Origin of the sequence: Streptomyces sp. DSM 40868 (assembly GCF_011820545.1) — a bacterium.
Taxonomy (GTDB): domain Bacteria; phylum Actinomycetota; class Actinomycetes; order Streptomycetales; family Streptomycetaceae; genus Streptomyces; species Streptomyces eurythermus.
In genome coordinates this window covers 3469002-3492555 of sequence record NZ_CP050504.1, presented here as the reverse complement: position 1 = coordinate 3492555, position 23554 = coordinate 3469002, and the positions used below count along the sequence as shown (strand labels likewise).

Sequence of the window (23554 nt, the reverse complement as noted above, 5' to 3'; positions counted from 1 at the left end):
GGCGGGCACGGCCTCGTCCCCGTCCGCACCGCGGGCCGCGACGCTCGTTCCGCACCGTGGCGGGGCAGACCCGAGACCGGGACCCGCCCCGCCCGCGACCGGCTCCCGCACGGCCGGGCCGCCGTCCGTCATCCGTTTCTCTTCGCCTTTGGGAGCGCTCTCACCATGACCGCCGTACGACCCGAGACCACCGCCCTGCCGGCCACGGACACCTCCTTCCCGACCGGCTTCGTCTGGGGTGCCGCCACCGCCGCCTACCAGGTGGAGGGCGCCGCCACCGAGGACGGCCGCACCCCCTCCATCTGGGACACCTTCAGCCACACCCCCGGCAAGGTCCGCAACGGCGACACCGGTGACATCGCCGCCGACCACTACCACCGGTTCCGCGACGACGTGGCCCTGATGAAGGACCTCGGCCTCAAGGCCTACCGGTTCTCCATCTCCTGGCCCCGGGTCCAGCCCACCGGCCGGGGCCCCGCCGTCGAGCGCGGCCTGGACTTCTACCGCCGTCTGACCGACGCCCTCCTGGAGGCGGGCATCACCCCGGTCGCCACCCTCTACCACTGGGACCTGCCGCAGGAGCTGGAGGACGCGGGCGGCTGGCCGCACCGCGACACCGCCCACCGGTTCGCCGACTACGCCACCCTCGCCGCCCGCGCCCTGGGCGACCGGGTCGGGATGTGGACGACCCTCAACGAGCCCTGGTGCTCGGCGTTCCTCGGCTACGGCTCCGGCGTGCACGCCCCCGGCCGGACCGACCCGGCCGCCACCCTGCGCGCCGCCCACCACCTGAACCTGGCCCACGGCGAGGCCGTCGGCGCCCTGCGCACGGCCCTGCCCTCCTCGGCGCAGGTCTCCATCACCCTGAACCTGCACCAGGTGCGCCCGCTCACCGGCAGCCCCGAGGACGCCGAGGCCGCCCGCCGCATCGACGCCGTCGGCAACCGGATCTTCACCGGCCCCCTGCTGGACGGCGCCTACCCCGAGGACCTGCTGCGCGACACCGCGCACGTGGTCGACTGGGACGAGCTGGTGCGCGCCGGGGACCTCGCGGAGATCTCCCGCCCGCTCGACGTCCTCGGCGTCAACTACTACGCGCCGACCGTGGTGTCGCTGCCCGCCGACGGCGCCGCCAGCACCCGCAACGACGGCCACGGTGCCAGCGACCACTCCCCGTGGACCGGCTCCGAGCAGGTCGCCTTCCACCTCGCCAACGACGACCTGACCGCCATGAACTGGTCCATCGACGCGAGCGGACTGCACACCCTGCTGACCGAGATGTCGGCCCGGCACCCCGGACTGCCGCTGATGGTCACCGAGAACGGCGCCGCCTTCGACGACTACGTCTCCCCCGAGGGACGCGTCGAGGACCCGCAGCGGATCGCCTACCTCCACTCCCACCTGGACGCGGTGCGCCGGGCCATCGCCGACGGAGCCGATGTGCGGGGCTACTTCCTGTGGTCCCTGCTGGACAACTTCGAGTGGTCCTACGGCTATTCGAAGCGCTTCGGCGCCGTCTACGTCGACTACCCCACCCAGCGCCGCATCCCCAAGGCCAGCGCCCGCTGGTACGCCGAGGTGATCCGGAACAACGCCCTGCCCGCCTGATCGCCGGTCGCCGCCCGCGGAATCGAAGGCGCCGCCGTCACGCTGTTACATTCCTGGCCTGACGGCGGTGAACGGAAGGCGGCGACCATGGCAGGCAACGGTGTGAGGGGCCGGGGCGGCCGGCGGCCGACCCTGGAGGAGGTCGCCGCCCGGGCCGGGGTCGGTCGGGGCACGGTCTCCCGGGTGATCAACGGCTCGCCCCGGGTCAGCGACGCCACCCGCGCCGCCGTCGAGGCGGCCGTCGCCGAGCTGGGCTACGTCCCCAACACCGCCGCCCGCGCCCTCGCGGCCAACCGCACCGACGCCATCGCGCTGGTCGTCCCCGAGCCGGAGACCCGGTTCTTCGCCGAGCCCTACTTCTCCGACATGCTGCGCGGGGTCGGCGCGGGACTGAGCGACACCGAGATGCAGTTGCTGCTGACCTTCGCGGGCAGCGACCGGGAGCGGCGGCGGCTGGCCCAGTACCTGGCCGCCCACCGGGTGGACGGTGTCCTGCTGGTGGGCGTGCACGCCGACGACCCGCTGCCCGATCTGCTGGCCGAGCTGGAGATCCCGGCCGTGATCAGCGGCCCGCGCTCGGCGGCCGAGTCGCTCACCTCGGTGGACTCCGACAACTACGCCGGCGCCCGCGCGGCCGTGGAACACCTGCTGTCCCGGGGCCGCCGCCGGATCGCGCACATCACCGGCGCGCTGGACGTCTACGGCGCCCAGCGCCGCGCCGACGGCTACCGCGACGCCCTCGCCGACGCGGGCCACCCGGCGGACGAACTCCTCATCGAACCCGGCGACTTCACCGAGGAGGGCGGCCGGCGCGCGATGACCACCCTGCTGTCCCGCCGACCGGACCTGGACGCGGTCTTCGCCGGCTCGGACGTGATGGCGGCGGGCGCCCGCCAGGTGCTGCGCGAGGCGGGCCGGCGGATCCCAAAGGACGTGGCGCTGGTCGGCTACGACGACTCGGCCATCGCCCGCCACATGGACCCGCCGCTCACCAGCGTCCGGCAGCCCATCGAGGAGATGGGGCGAGCGATGATCGACCTGCTCCTCGCGGAGATCGCCGGCCGGGGCCCGGGCCCGGCCAGGAAGGCGGCCCCCCGCCGGGCGGTGCTGCCGGTGCAGCTGGTGGTGCGGGCGTCGTCGTGACACGGCTCACCGGCCGGGCCCGCACGGGTCCCGGCCGGTGGCGGAGCGTGCGGGAAAGACGTGACGGGCAAACGAATCAGCCGGTGACCCGTCTTGCGACGGAGTCACCGGCTGATCACTCAGGGTGAGTGACGGGACTCGAACCCGCGACATCCTGGACCACAACCAGGTGCTCTACCAGCTGAGCTACACCCACCACGACCGGCGGTGGAACTTGTCGTTTCCCCGACCGGCCGAGAAGAAGTCTACAGGGTCTTCAGGGGTGCTCGCGCACACGTTTTCGCGCGGGCGGCTACGGCGCGGGTACGACGTGCCGGGCGGCGATCTGCCTGGCGGTGTCGGAGTCCGGGCCGGGCTGGGGCACGAAGATGGCCTCGCGGTAGTAGCGCAGCTCGGCGATCGACTCGCGGATGTCGGCGAGGGCCCGGTGGTTGCCGTTCTTCTCCGGGCTGTTGAAGTACGCCCGCGGGTACCAGCGGCGGGCCAGCTCCTTGATCGAGGAGACGTCGACGATCCGGTAGTGGAGGTAGTCCTCCAGGGTCGGCATGTCCCGCAGCAGGAAGCCGCGGTCGGTGCCGACGGAGTTCCCGCACAGCGGGGCCTTGCCGGGCTCCTTCACGTGCTCGCGCACATACGCCAGCACCTGCTCCTCGGCGTCCTGAAGGGTCGTGCCCCGCTCCAGCTCCGCGAGCAGCCCGGACGCGGTGTGCATCTGACGCACCACCTCCGGCATCGTCTCCAGCGCGCGGGCCGGCGGACGGATGACGATGTCCACTCCCTCGCCGAGTACGTTCAGCTCGGAGTCGGTGACGAGGGCGGCCACCTCGATGAGCGCGTCGTCGGACAGCGAGAGGCCGGTCATCTCGCAGTCGATCCACACCATGCGATCGTTCATGCGACCACCCTAAAGCGCACCTGAGCTTTTTACGTGCCCCTGTGCTCCGCGGGACGGGCCGAAGGGGGTCGTCCGGGTGCGGGTGCGTCCTGGCTTGTCGCGCGGTTCCCCGCGCCCCTTGGGCACGACGGAGGGGGCGGACATGTCCGCCCCCTCCGTCGTGCCCAGTTACCGCTGCGCGGGCCCGGCAGCAGGCCCACCGCGCCGGCCGGGGCGCGGCGGGTCTGGAGCGGTACTCCGCCTTCGCGGTGCTCGTGGAGCAGCGCGGGGGCGGGGCCGCTCACCGGTCCCGGGCCGGACAGCCCCGTGGGGGTGCCCTGCGGGCCGGTCACCGGCACCGCCGGCTCCGGCTCGCCCGGCTTGTCGCCCTGCGGGCCCGGTAGGCGGCCCGGTAGGCGGCGGGGGAGGAGCCGAGCTGGCGGCGGAAGTGGCCGCGCAGGGCCACCGGGGAGCGGAAGCCGCAGCGGCCCGCCACCTCGTCCACCGAGTAGTCCGACGTCTCCAGCAGCCGCTGCGCCTGGAGCACCCGCTGTGTGATCAGCCACTGCAGCGGCGCGCTCCCGGTGAGCGAGCGGAACCGGCGGTCGAACGTGCGGCGGCTCATGTAGGCGCGTGCCGCCAGCGTCTCCACGTCGAACTGCTCGTGGAGGTGTTCCAGCGCCCAGGCGACGACCTCGGCGAGCGGGTCGGCGCCGATCTCCTCGGGTAAAGACCGGTCGAGGTAGCGCTCCTGGCCTCCCGACCGGCGCGGCGGGACGACCAGGCGCCGGGCGAGCGCGCCGGCCGCCTCGTTGCCGTGGTCGGTCCGCACGATGTGGAGGCAGAGGTCGATCCCGGCCGCGGTGCCCGCCGACGTCAGCACATCGCCGTCGTCGACGAACAGCTCCCGCGGATCGACGTGCACCGACGGATAGCGCTTGGCCAGCGTCGGCGCGTACATCCAGTGGGTGGTCGCCGGGCGGCCGTCCAGCAGGCCGGCCGCCGCGAGCACGAAGGCGCCGGTGCACAGCCCGACGATGCGGGCGCCCTCCTCGTGCGCCCGGCGCAGCGCGTCGAGCGCCTCCTCCGGCGGCGGTGAGGTGATCGACCGCCAGGCCGGCACGACGACCGTCCCGGCGCGGGAGATCGCCTCCAGCCCATGCGGTGCGGTGAGTTCCAGGCCCCCGGTGGTCCGCAGCGGGCCTTCCTCGCCCGCGCACACCAGCAGCCGGTAGCGCGGCACGCCGGCGTCCTGGCGGTCGATGCCGAACACCGAAAGCGGAATGGAACTCTCGAAGATGGGGCCGCCGCTGAACAGCAGCACCGCGACGATTTCCTTACGGCGTCGCCCGGACAGTTTCCGGGCTGCGGCATCCTGCGCGGCAGTGGAGTCGTGGCTCATACTGCTAAGCCCCCCTCGGTGGTCGCGGCTCCTCGGTTGTGTCGCTCCTGCACGTTTCCCCTCGGTCCTGCACGAGTCCCCCGCCGTAAAGACAGTCAAGATCGAATTTACTGGTTCCCGCGATCACGCGGTGGCCAGTTCGACACGCCGGACATTGTCGACATGACAACTTGGCGTGAAGCATTCGATCACGAAGCGTTGCACTCACGAGGCGTGCAGGGAAGTGCGCCTTGTCGTCGTGGCCAAACCGCGTAGGGTGCACGGCGGCCCGCAGACCCTTTCCTTGCAGGTGGAACGGGGATTGGAAGGTGGGTCGGAGCCCTCTTGGGCGATATCCAGAAGTTGGCTGAAAAGCAGCGGTCGGAGGCGCGAAAACAGGTCAGTCGACCGGTGTCTGGGCCCGGGTGTGACGTCCGCCTCTTTGCGCGGCGCAACGCGCCGCGCACCGCTCCGACCGGCGCAACAGCAGTCCGCAGACGGCCGTGACGGCGGTGAGACCCAGTGCGGTACCGACGGCGCCGGCGAGCGCGGTGCCGTACCAGAGCAGGACGACCGGTACGACCACGCAGCTGAAGGCTGCCCACCGGATCACCTCGCCGACGGGGTCCGGCGCGGGGCGGGGGTCGCCGCTGGATCGGGGACCGGGCATCTCGTACTCCCTGTGGCGGTGGCTCACCCCGGTTCAACGCGCGTTCGACCGGCCGGTCACCGACCGTACATCTGTGAACGGTGTGCAAACCGCCTGTACGGGGCAGCAACCATTGCGTTACGGGCGCGGCTCGTGCATGCTCCGGTGAACCCCTGCGGATGCCGGGGTGATCGCTTACGGAGCGTGCGCGGGATCTGGGCTCAGGAGGCGTGCCGCCGTACCCTTGGGGGTATGGGCTTGGGAAGATGTTTCCCGGACACAGCTCCGCCGCACACTGTCGTCCCTTCCCATAAAGGATCACAACGCCGAGACAGCCATGGCCGGTCACGAATTCTTCGAACCCGCGGACCGCAAGCGGCCGGTCGCCGACCCCACGGCGGCCGATCCCCTGGCGGCGGAAGAGCCACGTCCTTCCTGCGACCCCGCCTTCCGGCACGGAGTCGTCGTCGGCTTCGACGGCTCCACCTCCAGTGAGCGCGCCCTCGCCTACGCGATCGGCATGGCCCACCGTTCCCGCTCGGGCCTGATCATCGTCCATGTCGCCAACCGGTTGCCCACCACCGTGTGGGCCGGCTGCGAACCGCCCGTCTTCGTCGATGTGCCGGACCACCGCACCGAGGTCCTGGGACTCGAACTGGCCTGTGCGGACTATCTGGCCGAGGTGCCGTGGATCCTGGTCGAGCGGGGCGGGGACATCTGCCACGAACTCGAAGAGGTGGGACGGGAGTACGAGGCCGACGCGATCGTGGTCGGCTCCACGCACGGCATCGTCGGCCGGATCTTCGGCTCCGTCGCCGGACGCCTCGCCAAGCGGGCGCGACGGCCCGTGATCGTCATTCCCTAGCGCATCCCACGCCCCGTCAACTCCCTTGGCGCACAGGCGAACTACTGGCGCGTAGCAGGTGTTCCGGCCCTGGTGGAGGGCATATACCGGGCACCGCACCACCGCACCTGCACGAAGGGAGCCCGCCGTGCACAACGACGTCTCCGCGGGAAACGTGACCACCGCCGTGGCCGGCCGGCTGGCCCTCGCCCTGACCCTTCTGGCGTTCGGGCTCGGCACGACCGGCGTCATCCACGGCGTGGGCGCCTCCGACACCGTCACCGTGGCCCACTACGTCGGCGGGGTCACCCTCTTCCTCGTCGGCCTGCTGGCCCTGCACGACGGCGCCGCCGCCTCCGGCGCGGGGTATGTCACGCTCGGCGCCCTGTGGTTCGCCTGGGCCGTGTCGGACCGCGGACCGGCCAACGCCGCCGGGCTCTTCCTGCTGCTGTTCGCCCTGGTCGCGCTCACCCTGACGCTCACCGGCCGGGACGCCCTCGGCCGGCTGCTGTACGGGCTGCTGTTCCTGTCCATGCTGGTGCTGGCCGTCGCGGCCTTCGCCGGCAGTTCCGTGCTCGCCCGGGCCGGCGGCTGGGCGGCCGTCGCCTCGGGGGCGGTGGCCTGGTACGCGGCGACGGCGGCGCTCGCGCACTGGCCGACGGTGGTGTCCCGGCGTGCCGCGGGCCGGGGGGTGACGGCCACCGGTTGAAGTCGAGCGGCATGAGAAGGACCCCCGCGTGCCCGGTGGCACACGCGGGGGTCCGTTCTGCGGCCGTGCCTACTCGACCGTGACCGACTTGGCGAGGTTCCTCGGCTTGTCGATGTCCCGGCCGAGCGCCTTCGCCGTGTGGTAGGCGAGGAGCTGGAGGGGGATGCCCATCAGGATCGGGTCCAGCTCGTCCTCGTTCTTCGGAACGATGATGGTCTGGTCCGCCTTCTCCTGGTGCTGGTGGGCCACCGCCAGGATCTTGCCCTCGCGGGCCTTGATCTCCTCCAGGGCCGCGCGGTTCTTCTCCAGCAGGTCGTCGTCGGGGACGATCGCGACCGTGGGGAGGGCCGGCTCTATGAGGGCCAGCGGGCCGTGCTTCAGCTCGGAGGCGGGGTAGGCCTCGGCGTGGATGTAGGAGACCTCCTTGAGCTTCAGGGAGGCCTCGCGGGCCACCGGGTAGCCCCGGACCCGGCCGATGAAGAGCATCGAGCGGGCGTCGGCGTAGCTCTCCGCCAGCCGCTTGATCTCCTCCTCCTGCTCGAGGATCTCGGCGATCTGCCCGGGCAGCTTGCGCAGGCCCTCGATGATCCGCTTGCCGTCGCGCACCGACAGGTCGCGGGTGCGGCCCAGGTGCAGCGCCAGCAGGGCGAAGGCCACCGTGGTGTTGGTGAAGCACTTGGTGGAGACGACGCAGACCTCGGGGCCGGCGTGGACGTAGACGCCGCCGTCGGCCTCGCGGGCGATCGCCGAGCCGACCACGTTGACCACGCCGAGGACCCGCGCGCCCTTGCGCTTCAGCTCCTGCACGGCGGCCAGGACGTCGTAGGTCTCACCGGACTGGGAGACGGCGATGTACAGGGTGTCGGGGTCCACGACCGCGTTGCGGTAGCGGAACTCGGAGGCCGGTTCGGCGTCGGCGGGGATGCGGGCCAGCTCCTCGATCATCTGGGCGCCGATCATGCCCGCGTGGTACGAGGTGCCGCAGCCGAGGATCTTCACCCGGCGGATCCGCCGGGCCTCGCGGGCGTCCAGGTTGAGGCCGCCGAGGTGCACGGTGGAGAACCGGTCGTCGATCCGGCCGCGCAGCACCCGGTCCACGGCGTCGGCCTGCTCGAAGATCTCCTTGTGCATGTAGGTGTCGTGGCCGCCCATGTCGTACGACTCGGCCTCCCACTCCACGGTGGTGGGCTCGGCGGTGGTGCGCGTGCCCTCGGTGGTGTAGGTGCGGAAGTCGTCGGCCTTGAGGGTGGCCATCTCGCCGTCGTCGAGGGTCACTATCTGGCGGGTGTGGGTGACCAGCGCGGCGATGTCGGAGGCGACGAACATCTCCTTCTCGCCGATGCCGAGGACGACCGGGGAGCCGTTGCGGGCCACCACGATCCGGTCCGGGAAGTCGGCGTGCAGGACGGCGATGCCGTAGGTGCCCTCGACCAGCCGGACCGCCTGGCGGACCTTGTCCTCCAGCTTCTCGGCCTGCGAGCGGGCGATCAGGTGGGTGAGGACCTCGGTGTCGGTCTCGGAGAGGAACTCGACGCCGTCCGCCTCCAGCTTGCGGCGCAGGTCGGCGGCGTTGTCGATGATGCCGTTGTGGACGACGGCCACCTTCTGGTCGGCCGACATGTGCGGGTGGGCGTTCACGTCGGAGGGGGCGCCGTGGGTGGCCCAGCGGGTGTGGGCGATGCCGGTGGTGCCCTTGAAGCGGGCCGGGACCTTCGCCTCCAGGTCGCGCACCCGGCCCTTGGCCTTGACCATCTTCAGGCCGGGCGTCTTCGGGGAGGTGACGACGATGCCCGCGGAGTCGTAGCCGCGGTACTCCAGGCGCTGGAGGCCCTCCAGGAGGAGGGGGGCGACATCACGCTTCCCGATGTAACCGACAATTCCGCACATATATAGAGGTATCCCTTGGCTGTCGCTGGTCCGGGCGGGAGGGGGCTGGCCGAGTGGGTCCGGGCTGCGGCCGGCTCAGCCGTAGACCATGCGGCGCAGCTGCCTGAGCGAGAGCTCCGGCGGCGCCACCGCCCGGTATTTCAGGTCCGCCTCGATCCGCTGGAAGATCTCCGCGTTCACCAGGCCCTGGGCCTGGAGCTCGCGGTGGCGGCGACGGACGTACTCCTGGGTCGTCTCGTCGAAGTAGGCGAGCACGTCCTGGACCACGCGCAGTGCCTCGCCCCGGCTCAGGGGCGTGGACCGCGTCAGATGATCTACGAGTTCGTCGTGCACCCGGTAGATCCTGGGGTACCGGCGCCTGTTTCGCAAGAATCGTGCCCGATTCCGGGCAGAGGGCTGTTGAAACTCTTATGGCGCCCTGTTCGCCCCCTGTCCATCCGGAGTCCCGCATCCCGTTGCCCGAGCCGACGAGTTTCAGACGCCATGGACATTCCTCGTATGGGCGTTCCCGAGCAGCTGGCCGAGCGCATGAGCATGGCCGAACAGCACGAGTACCTGCGCGCCAGATTCTCGCGGCGCACCATGATCCGGGGCGGCGCGGTCACGCTGGGCGCCGTCGCCGGTGGCGCGTTCGTGCCGGGGGCCACCGCCCGGGCCGCCGTGCCGGCCCGGGACACCACGCCCGCCGCCGCCACGGTCGACGGCGCGCACGTCGCCCCCTTCGGCCGTCACCTGGCCTGGGGCAACGACCCGCGCACCGAGATCACCGTCTCCTGGCAGGTCCCGGTCGCCGTCAAGAAGCCGTTCATCCGGATCGGCGCCCACCCCTGGGACCTCTCCCGGAAGATCGAGGCCGAGGTCCGCACCCTGTACACCCCGGCCGGGGTCGGCGCGAGCGGCGACCACACCCAGTACTACCTGCACGCCAGGCTGACCCGCCTGCGCCCCGGAAAGACCTACTACTACGGCGTCGGCCACCAGGGCTTCGATCCGGCCGAGCCGCACCTGCTGGGCACCGTGGGCACCTTCACCACCGCCCCCGCCCACAAGGCGCCGTTCACCTTCACCGCCTTCGGCGACGAGGGCGTCGGCTACCACGGCCTGGCCAACAACAGCCTCCTGCTCGGCCAGAACCCCGCCTTCCACCTGCACGCCGGCGACATCGCCTACGCCGACCCGTCCGGCGCGGGCAAGACCGCCGACACCGGCTTCGACGCGCGCACCTGGGACTCCTTCCTCGCCCAGACCGAGACCGTCGCCAAGCAGGTCCCGTGGATGCCGGCGTACGGCAACCACGACATGGAGGCCTGGTACTCGCCCAACGGCTACGGCGGCGAGGACGCCCGCTGGACCCTGCCGGACAACGGCCCGGACCGGAAGAACCTCCCCGGCGTCTACTCCTTCGTCTACGGCAACACCGCCGTCATCTCGCTCGACGCCAACGACATCTCCTACGAGATCCCGGCGAACCTGGGCATCTCCGGCGGAACCCAGACCAAATGGCTGGAAGGGCAGCTGAAGAAGTTCCGCGCCGCCAAGGACGTGGACTTCATCGTCGTCTTCTTCCACCACTGCGCCTACTGCACCTCCACCGCCCACGCCTCCGAGGGCGGGGTGCGTCAGGAGTGGGTGCCGCTGTTCGAGAAGTACACCGTGGACCTGGTCATCAACGGCCACAACCACCAGTACGAGCGCACCGACGTGATCAAGGCGGGCGAGGTCACCAAGAAGCTGCCCGTCGGCGGCACGGCCTACCCCGAGACCGACGGCGTGGTCTACGTCACCGCCGGCGCGGCCGGCCGCAGCCTCTACGCCTTCTCCGCCCCCGACACCTACGAGGGCCACGAGCACGAGACCGACTCCGTCGCCTCGTTCGTCAACACCAAGGACGGCAAGGTCCACGAGACCGTCGCCTGGTCCCGGGTGCGCTACCTGAACTACTCCTTCCTGCGCGTGGACGTCAGCCCCGCGCCCAGGGGCCGTCAGACCACCCTGAAGGTGTCGGGCATCGCCGAGACCGGCGCCCGCATCGACCACTTCACCGTGTCCCGCACGGCCAAGTAGCCCCCGCCGCACGGGCGGTCCTCACAGACGCTTGAGGACCGCCTGCTTGGCCAGCGCGAACTCCTCGTCCGTCAGCACCCCGTCACGGTGCAGCTCGCCCAGCTCCCGCAGCCGCCGCAGCAGCGTGTCGTGGTCGTCCCCGGCCCGCTGCTCCCCGGCCCGCTGCGCCGGGATCCGCCCCGCCTCCTCCCGCGCGGCCGAGGGGTGCGGCAGCCGCGCCTGCACCGCCGCCGCGACCAGGGCCATCAGCGGGTCCTTGCGGAACCCCCACAACTCCACGGCGTTCGGGTCGTGCTTCGGCGGCACGCCCGCCGGCGCGCCGCGCACCAGGAACCGCAGGTGCCCGTTCTCCAGACCGGCCGCCGGCTGCCAGTCCACACCGGTGAGGTCGGCGAGCGGAATCGTGCGGGGTCCGGCCGACGCCTTGGACTCCTCCGTCTTCCAGTTCCACTCCAGCCGCACCCGCTCCCCGTCGAAGCTCGCGGTGCCGTCCCCGGCCGAGGCGGACACCGGCAGCGACGGGCCCGGCAGCAGGTACTCGTCGACCGGGCCGGACGAAATCCCCTCCAGCAGCAGGGCGTTGCGCAGCTCGTCGGCCACGTACTCGGCCACGCCGTACCGGTCGGGCTCCACGACCAGCTGATAGGGGTCGTGCGGCTCGGTCAGCCGGCCCCGGGTGGCCTGGAGCAGCGGATCGGCGCCGTCGCGCAGCCGCAGCCTGAGCCGCCCCGACTTCCGGCCCTGCTCGACGGAGACCCCGGCCAACGCGCGCAGCGGCACGACGAGTTCGCCCAGCTCACGGCGGAGCAGGCCGATGTTCTTCTCCCGGCCCGGAGTGATCCGCAGAGCGTCGCCGTCGAAGGCCCAGGTGCCGTCCTTCTGGATGATGTCCGCCATACGGGGATTGTTTCACCCGATCTGCGGCACAGTGGAGTTCGACCCCGTCAGACGGTCACCCTCCCCTTAACCGAAGGGAGCGCATGTGAGACCGAACCACGGCACGACTCCCCGGACGTTCCGCATCCTCGCCACCCTGCTGCTGCTCGCGGCGGCCGGTGCCTTCGGCGTCGGAGCGGCCCCCGACGTCCAGGCCGCCGCCCCCTCGCCGCTGGACCGGGTGGTCCCGGCGCCCGTCTCCGTCAAGCCGGGCGGCACGCCGTACCGCATCACCCGCGCCACCCGCATCCGCGTCGGCGGCTCCGCCGAGGTCCGCCGCATAGGCGCCTACCTCGCCGGCATCCTGCGCCCGTCCACCGGATACCCGCTGCCGCTCACCGACCACGGCAGCGGCGGCATCCGGCTCCGCCTGCAGAACGGCGACTTCGGCGCCGAGGGCTACCGGCTGCACAGCGGCGCCGGCGGCGTCACCCTCACCGCACGCACCCCCGCCGGACTCTTCCACGGCGTCCAGACCCTGCGCCAGCTCCTCCCGCCGGCCGTCGAGAAGAAGACCGTGCAGCGCGGCCCCTGGCACATCGCCGGCGGCACCATCGAGGACCGCCCCCGCTACGCCTACCGGGGCGCCATGCTCGACGTCTCCCGGCACTTCTTCACCGTCGCCCAGGTCAAGCGCTACATCGACCAGGTGGCCCTCTACAAGGTCAACGAACTGCACCTGCACCTCAGCGACGACCAGGGCTGGCGCATCGCCATCGACTCCTGGCCGCGCCTGGCCACCCACGGCGGCGCCACCCAGGTCGGCGGCGGACCCGGCGGCTACTACACCAAGGCCGACTACCGGGAGATCGTGCGGTACGCGGCCTCCCGCTACCTGGAGGTCGTCCCCGAGATAGACATGCCCGGCCACACCAACGCGGCCCTGTCCTCCTACGCCGAGCTCAACTGCGACGGCGTGGCACCCCCGCCCTACACCGGCACCCAGGTCGGCTTCAGCTCGCTGTGCGTGCCCAAGGAGGTCACCTACGACTTCGTGGACGACGTGATCCGCGAGGTGGCCGCCCTCACTCCCGGCCGCTATCTGCACATCGGCGGCGACGAGGCGCACTCCACCAGCCACCCCGACTACGTGGCCTTCATGGACCGGGTGCAGCCGGTGGTCGCCCGCTACGGCAAGACGGTCATCGGCTGGCACCAGCTCACCGGCGCCCGCCCGGCCACGGGCGCCCTCGCCCAGTACTGGGGCCTGGACCGCACCGGCGCGGCCGAGAAGGAACAGGTGGCGCAGGCCGCCCGGAACGGCACCGGGATCGTCCTGTCCCCGGCCGACCGGATCTACCTCGACATGAAGTACACCGCGGCCACCCCCATCGGCACCAAGTGGGCGGGCCTGGTGGAGGTGCGGCGCTCCTACGACTGGGACCCGGGCTCCTATCTCGCCGGGGTGCCCGCCCAGGCCGTCCGGGGCGTCGAGGCACCCCTGTGGACGGAGACCGTGAAGACCACCGCCGACATCGAGTACCTGGCCTTCCCCCGGTTCGCCGGGGCGGCCGAGCTGGGCTGGTCGCCGGCCGCCCGGCTGGGCTGGGACGGCTACCGTGAGCGGCTGGCCGCACAGGGCCCGCGCTGGGACGCCCTCGGCATCCGCTACTACCACTCGCCGCAGGTGCCCTGGCCGACGCCCTGACGGTGGAAAGCCGACGGGCACCCCGGAGGACCGTACTCCGGGGTGCCCGTCCGCCCGTCGGCCCGTCAGAACCCGGCGATGGGGTTCTTCAGGGTGCCGATCAGCTGGAGCGCGCCGGACGGATCGGCGAGGTCCACCATCTGCTTGTTGTTGCGCAGCTGGAGCCGGTTGAGGCAGGACAGCGCGAACTCCGGGGCGAACATGTCGTACTGCCGGAACCGGTCGGCCAGCTGCGGATTCGCCTCCTGGTACTCGCGGGTGACCTCGGCGACCGTGCGCCAGAAGCCGTCCTCCTCCAGGATGCCCTCGGCGGCCAGCTGGGCGGCGAGGAAGCGGAAGAAGCAGTCGAAGACGTCCGTGAAGATGGACAGCAGCTTCTTGTCCTCGGGGACCTCCACCCGGATGCGCGCCACCTCCGGCGGCAGCGCCGCGTCCGGGTCCATGACGGCGATCTCCTCGGCGATGTCCTTGTAGACCGCCCGCCGCACCGCCCCGTCCCGCAGCACCAGGATCGTGTTCTCGCCGTGCGGCATGAACACCAGGTCGTAGGCGTAGAAGCTGTGCAGCAGCGGGGTGTAGTAGGCCCGCAGATACCGCCGCAGCCACTCCACCGGGCCCAGGCCCGACCGCTCGATCAGCGCGCCCGCGAAGGAGGCGCCCTCGTGGTCGACGTGCAGCAGCGAGGCCATCGTCGCCAGGGACTCGCCCTCTTCCAGCGAGGGCACCGGGCTCTCCCGCCACAGCGCGGCCAGCATCTTGCGGTACGGCGAGTAGCGGTCGGTGGCCCGCTCGTACTCCAGGTGCCGGTAGCCGACGGCGGCCCGCTCCCGGATGATCGACAGGCCGCTCGCCTTCAGCACCGGGTCGCTCTCGATCAGCTGGGCCAGCCAGTCGTTGATCGCCGGGGTGGCCTCCATGTACGCGGCCGACAGACCCCGCATGAAGCCCATGTTGAGCACCGACAGGGCCGTCTTCACATAGTGCTTGTGCGGGGCGCTGGCGTTGAAGAAGGTACGGATCGACTGCTGGGCAAGATACTCGTCGTCGCCCTCGCCGAGCGGCACCAGCAGATCCCGGGCCACCTCGGCGGCGAAGGTGACGCTGAGCTTGTTCCACCACTGCCAGGGGTGGACCGGTATGAACAGGTAGTCGGCGGGGTCCAGGCCCCGGCCGGTGAGGCGGGACCGGAACCGGGCCACCGTCTCCTCGCCCAGCTCCTCGCGCAGGAACGACTCGTACTCGATGCCCACGCCGGCCGTGAACGCGGCCCGCGAGCGGTGCGCGGCCAGCCATACCAGCCGGACGGGGCTCGCCGTCTCCGGCGCGTACGACAGGTACTCGTGGACGCCGAAGCCGAGCCGCCCGTTGTTCGCGACGAAGCACGGGTGGCCCTCGGTCATCCCGGTCTCGATCGCCTGGAACCCGGCACGCGTCAGCTCGGCCGAGGTCACCGGCGGCTTGGTGAGCTTGTAGCAGGTGCCCGACAGGGTGGAGGAGATCTCCTCCAGGTACACCGGCAGGATCTCGTCGCTCAGCCCCAGCGACTCCTTCAGCTCGATGAAGAAGTCCAGCGCGGCCAGCGGGAGTTCCTCGCCGTCGCGGTGCCGGGTGATCGAGTCGGGATCGATCTGCCAGTGGTCCAGGGCCCGGCGCACGGCGGCGAACCGGTAGGCGGTCAGCCCGTCGTCGCTGCGTACCACGTAGTGGCCGCCGTCCTCCTCGGGCGTGATCAGCCGCTCGTGCGCGAACTCGGCGAGGGCCTTGCGCACCAGCAGGCGGTTGGCCCTCGCCCACCGCTCGGGGGACAGATGGGCCACGGCGTCGGCGAGGGTCATGCGGTCACCGCCTTCTCGAACTGCTCGCGGGTGCAGAAGCTCAGCAGCGCCCGCTTCTCCGGCTTGTCGATCTCCCGCTCGGGCACGAACCCGACGGCGGCGTTCAGGGCGTGCACGGCCGTGTTGCGGACGTCCGGCTCGACCACGACCCGCTCCACCGCCGGGTCCTCGAACAGGTGCGCCATCACGGCGGTGATCACGGCCCGGGTGAACCCGTGCTCGGGGGTGTCCGTGGCCGGCGTCAGGAAGTGCATGCCGACGTCCCCCGGCCGTGCCTCGTACAGCCCCACCAGCTCCCGGTGCGCGGGATCGTACTTCTCCATCAGGAACACCGGCTCACCGTCGCGCAGCCCGAACAGCGCGTGGTGGTGCTCGTCCGCCGCGATCTCCATGTAGGCCCGCTCGACGTCCTCCAGCCGCGCGTCCTGCATCATCCAGAACGCCGCCTTGGGATGCGTGACCCAGGCGTGCAGCAGCTTGGCGTCGTTCAGGGGATCGACGGGTCGGAATGTGAAAGTCATACTGCGAACTCCTGGAAGGCGATGGACTTCTCGACCGGGTAGTACTCGGTGCCGAGGAGTTCTCGGATGATGTACGCGTTCCGGTACGCGCCCATGCCCAGGTCGGGGCTGGTGATGCTGTGGGTGTGGACGCCGGCGTTCTGCAGGAAGACCCCGCGGCCGGTGACGTCGACGGCGTAGTTGCGGGCCACGTCGAAGCGGCCGTGGCCGTCGAAGCGGAGGCGGTCGCGTATGGGGGCGAGGAAGGCCGGCGGGGTGTAGTGGTAGCCGGTGGCCAGGACCAGGCCCTCGGTGCGGATCTCGAAGTCCTTGTCCTGCTCGTCCTGGTGGAAGCCGAGGGTGTAGGTGCCGTCCGCGTAAGTCGCCGTGCGCAGCGTGGAGTTGGTCAGCAGCCGGGTGGGCACTCCGCGGTCGCCGCTTGCGACGTTCTTCTGGTAGAGCAGGTCGAAGATGGAGTCGATCAGGTCCGAGTTGATGCCCTTGAACAGGCCCTTCTGCTGCTTCTCCAGCCGGTAGCGGGTCTCCTCGGGCAGCGCCCGGAAGTAGTCGATGTAGTCCGGGGAGGTCATCTCCAGGGTCAGCTTGGTGTACTCCAGCGGGAAGAACCGCGGGGAGCGGGTGACCCAGTTGAGCTGGTAGCCGTGGGCGTCGATCTCCGAGAGCAGCTCGTAGTAGATCTCGGCCGCGCTCTGGCCGCTGCCGACGACGGTGATGGACTTCTTCTCCAGCAGCTCCGCCTTGCGGTGCATGTACTGGGAGGTGTGCAGGAAGTCCCCGCCGAGGTCCCGGCACGCCTCGGGGACGAAGGGTACGGTGCCGGTGCCGAGCACCAGGTGCCGGGCGCGGTAGGTGTCCCCGGCCTCGGTGCGCACGGTGTACAGCCCGTCGTCGTAGGACACCTCGGTGACCGTGGTGCCGAAGCGGACGCAGCTCAGTTTCCCGGCGGCCCAGCGGCAGTAGTCGTCGTACTCGACGCGCAGCGGGTAGAAGTTCTCGCGGATGTAGAACGAGTACAGTCTGCCCTTCTCCTTCAGGTAGTTCAGGAAGGAGTACGGCGAGGTCGGGTCGGCCAGGGTGACCAGGTCCGACATGAACGGGGTCTGGAGGTGGGCGCCGTCCAGGAACATCCCGGAGTGCCACTCGAAGTCCGGCTTGGACTCCAGGAAGACGCCGTCCAGCTCGGCGATCGGCTCGGTGAGGCAGGCGAGGCCGAGGTTGAAGGGGCCGAGCCCGATCCCCACGAAGTCGTAGGTCTTGGTCGGGCTGTCAGGACGCGCGGTCAAGGGACTCTCCCAGGTACTGCTCGGCATGGCCGGCGATCAGATCGAGGACGGCGGCGATGTCGTCCGCCTTGGTCTCGGGGTTGAGCAGGGTGAACTTCAGGTAGTGGCGGCCGGCCACCTTGGTGCCCGCGACCACGGCGTCACCGGAGGCGAACAGGGCCTTGCGGGCGTAGAGGTTGGCCCGGTCGATCTCGGCCGGGTCGGTGACGGCCGCCGGGATGTAGCGGAAGACGAGGGTGGACAGCGAGGGCTCGACCACGACGTCGTAGCGGGGGTCGGCCGCCAGCAGCTCCCAGCCCTCGCGCGCCAGGTCGCAGACCTCGTCGAAGAGCTGTCCGATGCCGTCGGCGCCCATCGTGCGCAGGGTCAGCCACAGCTTGAGGGCGTCGAAGCGGCGGGTGGTCTGGAGGGACTTGTCCACCTGGTTGGGGATACGTTCCTGCACCATGCGGCGCGGGTTGAGGTACTCGGCGTGGTAGGTGGCGTGCCGCAGGGTGGCCGCGTCCCGGACCAGCACGGCGGAGGAACTGACCGGCTGGAAGAAGGACTTGTGGTAGTCGACGGTGACGGAGTCGGCGCGCTCGATGCCGTCGATGCGGTCCCGGTACTTCAGGGAGGCCAGCAGCCCGCAGCCGTAGGCGGCGTCCACGTGCATCCACACGCCGTACTGGGCGCACAGCCCGGCGATCTCCGGCAGCGGGTCGATGGAGCCGAAGTCGGTGGTGCCGGCGGTGGCGACGACGGCCATGGGCACCAGGCCCTCCCGTGCGCAGCGCTCCAGTTCGCGGGCGAGGGCGACCGTCTGCATGCGCTTGTCGTGGTCGACGGGGATGACGACGACGGCGTCCGGGCCGAGCCCGAGCAGTTTCGCGGACTTCTTGACGCTGAAGTGGCTGACCTCGGAGGCGAAGATCCGCAGTTTCGCGAGCGAGTCGCTCTTGGCCTCCTCCCGCGCGAGCAGCAGCGCCTGGAGGTTGGACTGGGTGCCGCCGGAGGTGAAGACGCCGTCGGCGGCCGGGCCGAGGCCGATGCGGGCGGCCGTCCAGTCGATGAGCTTGCGCTCGATGAGGGTGCCGCCGGCCGACTGGTCCCAGGTGTCCAGCGAGGAGTTGACGGCGGACAGCACGGCCTCGGCGAGCACCGCCGGGATGACCACGGGGCAGTTGAGGTGGGCGAGGTAGCGGGGGTGGTGGAAGTAGACCGCGTCCCGCAGGTAGACGTCCTCCAGTTCGTCCAGGACGGCGGTGGTGTCGCCCAGCGGACGGTCGAGGTCGATCGCGTCGATGGTGGGGGAGAGGGCGTCCACGGTGACGCCGGTGAACGGACGGTCGGTGGTGGCGAGTTTGGCCGCCACCCGCTCGACTCCTTCGGTCACGGAGCGGCGGTAGTGCTCCGCGGTGAGGCCATTGAGCAGGTGCGAGCGCATGTGGGGGTCCTCCGAGGGGACGGTCCGTGCGGGATGATCTTAGGTTAGCCTAACCTAAGTTTCGCGGAGGGGGGCATGCCTCACCCAAGGCCGGATCAGGCCAAAGAGGGAGGACTGCCGGGCTACTCGCCCGTCGCGCGGAGCTGTTCCTCCGTCAGGCCCTGGCGCCAGTAGCCGACGAACGTCACGCGCCGCCGGTCCACCCCGCGTTCCCCGACGAAGTGCCGCCGCAGGGCCTTGACCTGGCCGGACTCCCCGGCGAGCCACACATACGGCCGCTCGGCGGCCGGCAACTCGGCGGCCCGTACGGCGTCGACGGCCATGGGGGACCCGTCGTGCCGGACGAGCCATGTGATCTCCGCGTCCGCCTGTGTGCGCACGACCTGCACATCACCGCTGTGCGGCACCTCCAGCCAGGCCCGGACCCGGGTGCCGGCGGGCAGGGACTCCAGGATCGCGGTCGCGGCGGGTACGGCCGTCTCGTCGCCGCACAGGACGACGAGGTCGGTGTCCTCGGGCGGGCGGAAACGGATCGCCCGGTTGTCGGCGACGGCCGGTCCGAGCAGCAGCACCCGGTCGCCGGCGGCGGCCCGCGCGGCCCAGCGGGAGGCGGGGCCGGCCGGGGTGGCGGCACCCGGCTCCACGCCGTGCAGGGCGAAGTCGATGTCGATCTCGTCGGGATCGCGGCGCAGCGCCCGCAGCGTGTACGAGCGCATCACGGCCCGTATGTCGTCCGGCAGTTCGCGCCAGCCCTGCCACCAGCCGTCGCCCAGCTCCAGCGGGACCGCCGGTTCGCTCTGCCCGGGGTGCGGCAGGAACAGCGACAGGGACTGGTCGCGTCCGTCGGAGTGGAAGGCGTGCAGGTCGGTACCGGTGAAGGTGACCCGGACCAGAGACGGGCCGAGCCGCCTCGTCCGTACGACCTGGAGGGAGAAGAAACGGAACGGGGCGGCTACGGCCGTGGTCATGTGTGGCTCCTGAGGGCGGGGTTCAGGGCTTTGTGGGAGGGCTGGACCGGCGTCAGCTGACCTTCTTGGCCTTCTCCAGGGCCTCGGCCAGGTTGGTGAGCAGCGGCACGCACTTGTCGTACGAGAGGATCGGCTCGGGGGAGCGGGGGATGACCTGACCCGCCTTCACCGCGGGCAGCTTCTTCCAGGTGGCCTTGGTGATGTCGGCGGGCTGGATCGCCTGGGAGCGGTCGTCCATCATGATGATGTCGGCGTCGTACTTGTCGACGTTCTCCCAGCTCAGCGACTCGTACCAGCCGCCGCCGCCGTTCTTCTGCTTGGCGGCCTCGGGCGGCTCGACGAAGTTCACGCCGAGGGACTTGAAGTACTCCAGGTCGATGGAGAGGTTGGTGCCGGAGACGTAGAGCAGCTGGTCGCTGGCGCTGCCGACCATCACCTTGATGTCGGGCTTGGCCTTGGCGGCGGCGCGCAGCCGGGCGGCGGCGTCCTCGAACCGCTTCTTGGCGTCGGTGACCTTGGCGGCCTTCATGTCGGCGCCGAGCGACTCGGCCAGGTCCCACATGCGCTGGAGCGGCTGGGTGAGCTGGCGGTCGTAGACGGAGATGCCGACGCTGGGGGCCAGCTGGGAGATCTTCTTCTTCGACTCCTCGGGGACGTACCAGAGGGTGCCGACGCCGTCGAAGATCGTCGTGATGAGGACGTCCGGGGCGAGCGAGGCGTACTTCTCGATGTTGAACTGGCCCCAGGTGTTGCCGAGGATCGTCACCTTGCTGATGTCCATGTCGCCGGCCTGGACGTCGGGCTTGCCGTCGGTGGTCTTCGTCGGGCCGAAGACGCCCTTGGCCTGGATGCCGTAGTCGTACAGCGCGGCGGCGACGCCGGTGAACGCGACGATGTTCGCGGGGACCTTGTCCAGCTTCACGGTCGTGCCGCGGTCGTCCTTGAACGACCAAGGGCCCGACTTGCCCGTGCCCGCGCTCCCGTCGGAGCCACCGTCTTTGCCCTTGTCGTCCCCGCAGGCGGCGAGTGCGGCACCGAGGCCGAGGGCGCTGCCCGCGGCGAGCAGTCCGCGGCGGGTGAGGTGGGTGGCACGGGCATGGGACATGGGTATGACTGCTTTCGACCGGGGCGAAGCGCCCGCCGGACAAGTTCGAAGGTAGGTTAGCCTAACCTCAGCTGATGTCCAGGGGGTGGGGTTGCCCTGTTGCGTAAGTCGCGTTCACCTCTTCCCTCAAGTGGCCGCCGGGCCGCTCGCTTCTGCGCCAGTGTCGTGCTTCCACGGGCCGCCTCAAGGGCGCTGCGCGTCGCCTTCGGCGATGGGCCTCCGGCCCACCCTTGACCCACCCCGCTCCAGCACGGGTAAGAAGCGAGCGAGCGGCCGAAAGAACAGTGGCCCAGCCCGGGACCGGACCCATAGGTGGGCTGCACCCTCCCGTAGGCAGGGGAGCGCAACAGCGCCCCACCAGCACGCCGGGCCAGCTTGGCGGCTTGCGGGCAGGTGATGGGTGCGCGCTCGAACCTCGCCAGCACACCGGGCCCGTTCGGCGGCCTCCGGCCCGGTGGAGGGTGCGCGATCGCATCTCGCCAGCACACCGGGCCAGTTCAGCGGTCTTCGGCCCGGCGGGTGGTGCGCGCTCGCGCCTCGTCTGCAGGCCGGGTGGGCCAAGCGACTTGCGCCCCGGTGGCGGGTCCTCCAGACGATGGTGGACGGCCGACGAAAAGGGGTGGCGGGACGAGGGGGAGAGAGGGCGAGAAGGCAAGGGGGCGAGGGGCGAGGGGAGGAGGGGGCTAGTTATGGACAGGCATTCCAAAACAACCCACCAGGCCCACCACCCACCAAGCACCCCGGCAAGCCCGCCCCCCGACCACCAAGACACCGAAGCGCCCCCCCACACACCCGCCCAAGCCCCCACCGCGTACCCGCCACCGCCCCGCAAGCCGCTGAACCGTCCCGGCGTGCTGGCGAGGCGCGACCGCGCACCCTGCACCGGGCCGCAGGCCGCTGAAGGGGCCCGGCGCGCTGGCGAGATGCGACCGCGCACCCGCCGCCTGCCCGCAGGCCGCTTGGCTGTCCCGGCGTGCTGGTGAGATGCGGGCGCGTGCCCGCCACCTGCCCGCAGGCCGCTTGGCCGACCCGGCGTGCAGGCGAGGTGCGGGCGCGTGCCCGTCACCGTCCCGCAGGCCGCCGAACTGGCCTGGCGTGCTGGCCAGATGTGAGCGCGTACCCGTCACCCACCCGGAAGCCGCTTGGCCAGCCCGGCGTGCAGGTCGGACGCGAGCGCGGACCCGCCACCCGCCCGGAAGCCGCTAAGCCCACCCGGCGTGCAGGCGAGGCGCTGACGCGCATCCCCCGACCCACGATGCGACGCAGCCTGCCCCAGGGGCCGAAGAACCTGAGCCGGCCACTTTCCCCCGGGCCGCCCGCTCGCTTCTCCCCCGTGCTGGAGTGAGGTGTGTCAAGGGTGGCCCGAAGGGCCATCGGCGCAGCCGACGCGGAACGCGTCCTTGACTCAGCTCACGGAAGCACGACACTCACCGAGAAGCGGGCGGCCCCACGGCAACCATGGCAACCCCGGCCCAGCCCAACCCACGTAACCCACGCGAGCGGCGTCGGCTCAGCCCGCCAGCCCCAGCTCCCGCGCGATCAGCATCCGCTGCACCTCGCTCGTGCCCTCGCCGATTTCCAGGATCTTGGAGTCGCGCCACATGCGGGCCACCGGGTACTCGTTCATGAAGCCGTACCCGCCGTGGATCTGGGTGGCGTCGCGGGCGTTGTCCACGGCGACCGTGGAGGAGTGGAGCTTGGCCAGGGCGGCCTCCTTCTTGAAGGGTTCCCCCGCGACCAGGCGGGACGCCGCGTCGCGCCAGGCAAGGCGGGCCGTGTACGCCTTCATCTCCATGTCCGCGATCTTGAACTGGATGGCCTGGTTGGCACCGATCGGCCGGCCGAAGGCGTGACGTTCCTTCGCGTACTTCACCGACTCGTCCACACAGCCCTGGGCCAGGCCCGTGGCGAGCGCGGCGATGGCGATGCGGCCCTCGTCCAGGATGCGCAGGAACTGGGCGTAGCCGCGGCCCCGTTCGCCCAGCAGGTTGGCGGCCGGGACCCGGACGTCCTGGAAGGACAGCTCGCGGGTGTCGGAGGCGTTCCAGCCGACCTTCGAGTAGGGCGCCGCCACCGTGAAGCCCGGGGTGCCGGACGGCACGATGATGGCCGAGATCTCCGGGCGGCCGTCCGGCTTGCGGCCGGTGACCGCGGTGACCGTGACCAGCCCCGTGATGTCCGTGCCCGAGTTGGTGATGAAGCACTTGGTGCCGTTGATCACCCACTCGTCGGTGTCCGGGTCCAGCCGGGCCGTCGTACGGGTCGCCCCGGCGTCACTGCCGCCGTCCGGCTCCGTCAGGCCGAACGCGCCCAGGATCTCGCCCGCGCACAGACGGGGAAGCCACTGGCGCTTCTGTTCCTCCGTGCCGAACAGGTGCAGCGGCATCGCGCCCAGCGAGACACCGGCCTCCAGGGTGATCGCCACCGAGGAGTCCACCCGGGCCAGTTCCTCCAGGACGAGGCCCAGTGCCAGGTAGTCGCCGCCCATCCCGCCGTACTCCTCCGGGAACGGCAGCCCGAACAGGCCCATGCGGCCCATCTCGCGCACGATCTCGTACGGGAACTCGTGCCGCTCGTAGAAGTCGCCGATCTTCGGCGCCACGACATCGTGCGCGAACTCCTCCACCGTGCGGCGGAGTTCCTCCAGCTCGGGGCTGAGACGGTGGTCCATGC

At 71.1% G+C, this 23554-nt stretch carries 18 protein-coding genes, 1 tRNA gene and 1 pseudogene; 6 read left to right on the top strand and 14 right to left on the bottom strand.

Features of this window, described 5'->3' with window-relative positions:
• Nucleotides 1-165 precede the first annotated feature (165 nt).
• Together HB370_RS15725 and HB370_RS15720 are read left to right on the top strand one after the other, a co-directional pair.
• Entirely contained in the window at nt 166-1608 is a 1443-nt protein-coding gene (locus HB370_RS15725; RefSeq protein ID WP_030782474.1) for a GH1 family beta-glucosidase, read from the top strand.
• An 87-nt stretch (nt 1609-1695) separates the two neighbouring features.
• Nucleotides 1696-2751, top strand: a complete 1056-nt coding sequence (locus HB370_RS15720; protein WP_030782469.1) for a LacI family DNA-binding transcriptional regulator — start codon at nt 1696-1698, stop codon at nt 2749-2751.
• 123 nt (nt 2752-2874) lie between these two features.
• Here the strand turns inward: HB370_RS15720 and HB370_RS15715 are convergent.
• The 4 genes and pseudogenes from HB370_RS15715 to HB370_RS15700 all read right to left on the bottom strand — a co-directional run bounded on the left by HB370_RS15715 (nt 2875) and on the right by HB370_RS15700 (nt 5676).
• Nucleotides 2875-2947 (bottom strand) — tRNA-His (locus HB370_RS15715).
• Between the two features lie 96 nt (nt 2948-3043).
• Complete coding sequence (gene orn / locus HB370_RS15710; RefSeq protein ID WP_030782466.1) at nt 3044-3646, bottom strand: oligoribonuclease; 603 nt, start codon at nt 3644-3646, stop codon at nt 3044-3046.
• Between the two features lie 320 nt (nt 3647-3966).
• A pseudogene (locus HB370_RS15705) lies at nt 3967-5027 on the bottom strand (helix-turn-helix domain-containing protein); the annotation flags it as partial.
• A gap of 379 nt (nt 5028-5406) precedes the next feature.
• Nucleotides 5407-5676 (bottom strand): hypothetical protein, encoded by a 270-nt coding sequence (locus HB370_RS15700; RefSeq protein WP_030782460.1) that lies wholly within the window; start codon nt 5674-5676, stop codon nt 5407-5409.
• Nucleotides 5677-5992: 316 nt separating this feature from the next.
• Between HB370_RS15700 and HB370_RS15695 the strand changes: the two genes are divergently transcribed.
• Together HB370_RS15695 and HB370_RS15690 are read left to right on the top strand one after the other, a co-directional pair.
• The gene (locus HB370_RS15695; protein WP_030782457.1) at nt 5993-6520 is read left to right on the top strand and encodes a universal stress protein; all 528 of its coding nucleotides are present in this window, start codon (nt 5993-5995) and stop codon (nt 6518-6520) included.
• A gap of 127 nt (nt 6521-6647) precedes the next feature.
• Nucleotides 6648-7208: a GPR1/FUN34/YaaH family transporter gene (locus HB370_RS15690; protein ID WP_030782453.1), complete on the top strand. Its 561-nt coding sequence runs from the start codon at nt 6648-6650 to the stop codon at nt 7206-7208.
• A gap of 69 nt (nt 7209-7277) precedes the next feature.
• Here the strand turns inward: HB370_RS15690 and glmS are convergent, their stop codons facing one another.
• Complete coding sequence (gene glmS / locus HB370_RS15685) at nt 7278-9095, bottom strand: glutamine--fructose-6-phosphate transaminase (isomerizing) (protein ID WP_030782450.1); 1818 nt, start codon at nt 9093-9095, stop codon at nt 7278-7280.
• 75 nt (nt 9096-9170) lie between these two features.
• Nucleotides 9171-9428, bottom strand: a complete 258-nt coding sequence (locus HB370_RS15680) for a hypothetical protein (protein WP_030782447.1) — start codon at nt 9426-9428, stop codon at nt 9171-9173.
• Nucleotides 9429-9593: 165 nt separating this feature from the next.
• Here HB370_RS15680 and HB370_RS15675 point away from each other — a divergent pair, with 165 nt between their 5' ends.
• Complete coding sequence (locus HB370_RS15675; RefSeq protein WP_208974400.1) at nt 9594-11159, top strand: metallophosphoesterase family protein; 1566 nt, start codon at nt 9594-9596, stop codon at nt 11157-11159.
• A 21-nt stretch (nt 11160-11180) separates the two neighbouring features.
• Here the strand turns inward: HB370_RS15675 and HB370_RS15670 are convergent, their stop codons facing one another.
• The gene (locus HB370_RS15670; RefSeq protein ID WP_030782442.1) at nt 11181-12056 is read right to left on the bottom strand and encodes a DUF4429 domain-containing protein; all 876 of its coding nucleotides are present in this window, start codon (nt 12054-12056) and stop codon (nt 11181-11183) included.
• 85 nt (nt 12057-12141) lie between these two features.
• On the opposite strand from HB370_RS15670, the gene HB370_RS15665 reads away from it, so the two are divergent.
• A complete protein-coding gene (locus tag HB370_RS15665) occupies nt 12142-13743 on the top strand; it encodes a beta-N-acetylhexosaminidase (protein WP_030782440.1) in 1602 nt (533 codons plus the stop codon).
• Nucleotides 13744-13808: 65 nt separating this feature from the next.
• Here HB370_RS15665 and HB370_RS15660 read toward each other — a convergent pair whose 3' ends face one another.
• From HB370_RS15660 to HB370_RS15630, 7 genes are all read right to left on the bottom strand, one after another.
• The gene (locus HB370_RS15660; RefSeq protein ID WP_030782437.1) at nt 13809-15578 is read right to left on the bottom strand and encodes an IucA/IucC family siderophore biosynthesis protein; all 1770 of its coding nucleotides are present in this window, start codon (nt 15576-15578) and stop codon (nt 13809-13811) included.
• A complete protein-coding gene (locus tag HB370_RS15655) occupies nt 15575-16099 on the bottom strand; it encodes a GNAT family N-acetyltransferase (RefSeq protein ID WP_030782434.1) in 525 nt (174 codons plus the stop codon). Before HB370_RS15655 ends, HB370_RS15660 begins: the two co-directional genes overlap by 4 nt.
• Nucleotides 16096-17382 carry a lysine N(6)-hydroxylase/L-ornithine N(5)-oxygenase family protein gene (locus tag HB370_RS15650; RefSeq protein ID WP_030782431.1) on the bottom strand — a complete coding sequence of 429 codons (1287 nt, stop codon included), beginning with the start codon at nt 17380-17382 and terminating at the stop codon, nt 16096-16098. Before HB370_RS15650 ends, HB370_RS15655 begins: the two co-directional genes overlap by 4 nt.
• Complete coding sequence (gene desA, locus HB370_RS15645) at nt 17366-18808, bottom strand: lysine decarboxylase DesA (protein ID WP_030782428.1); 1443 nt, start codon at nt 18806-18808, stop codon at nt 17366-17368. The genes HB370_RS15650 and desA overlap by 17 nt, the downstream gene beginning before the upstream one ends.
• 122 nt (nt 18809-18930) lie before the next feature.
• The gene (locus HB370_RS15640) at nt 18931-19776 is read right to left on the bottom strand and encodes a siderophore-interacting protein (protein ID WP_030782417.1); all 846 of its coding nucleotides are present in this window, start codon (nt 19774-19776) and stop codon (nt 18931-18933) included.
• 52 nt (nt 19777-19828) lie between these two features.
• Nucleotides 19829-20881 (bottom strand): ABC transporter substrate-binding protein, encoded by a 1053-nt coding sequence (locus HB370_RS15635; protein WP_030782415.1) that lies wholly within the window; start codon nt 20879-20881, stop codon nt 19829-19831.
• A 1510-nt stretch (nt 20882-22391) separates the two neighbouring features.
• On the bottom strand, nt 22392-23552 hold the full coding sequence (locus tag HB370_RS15630; protein WP_030782412.1) for an acyl-CoA dehydrogenase family protein: 1161 nt from the start codon (nt 23550-23552) through the stop codon (nt 22392-22394).
• Between the last annotated feature and the right edge of the window lie 2 nt (nt 23553-23554).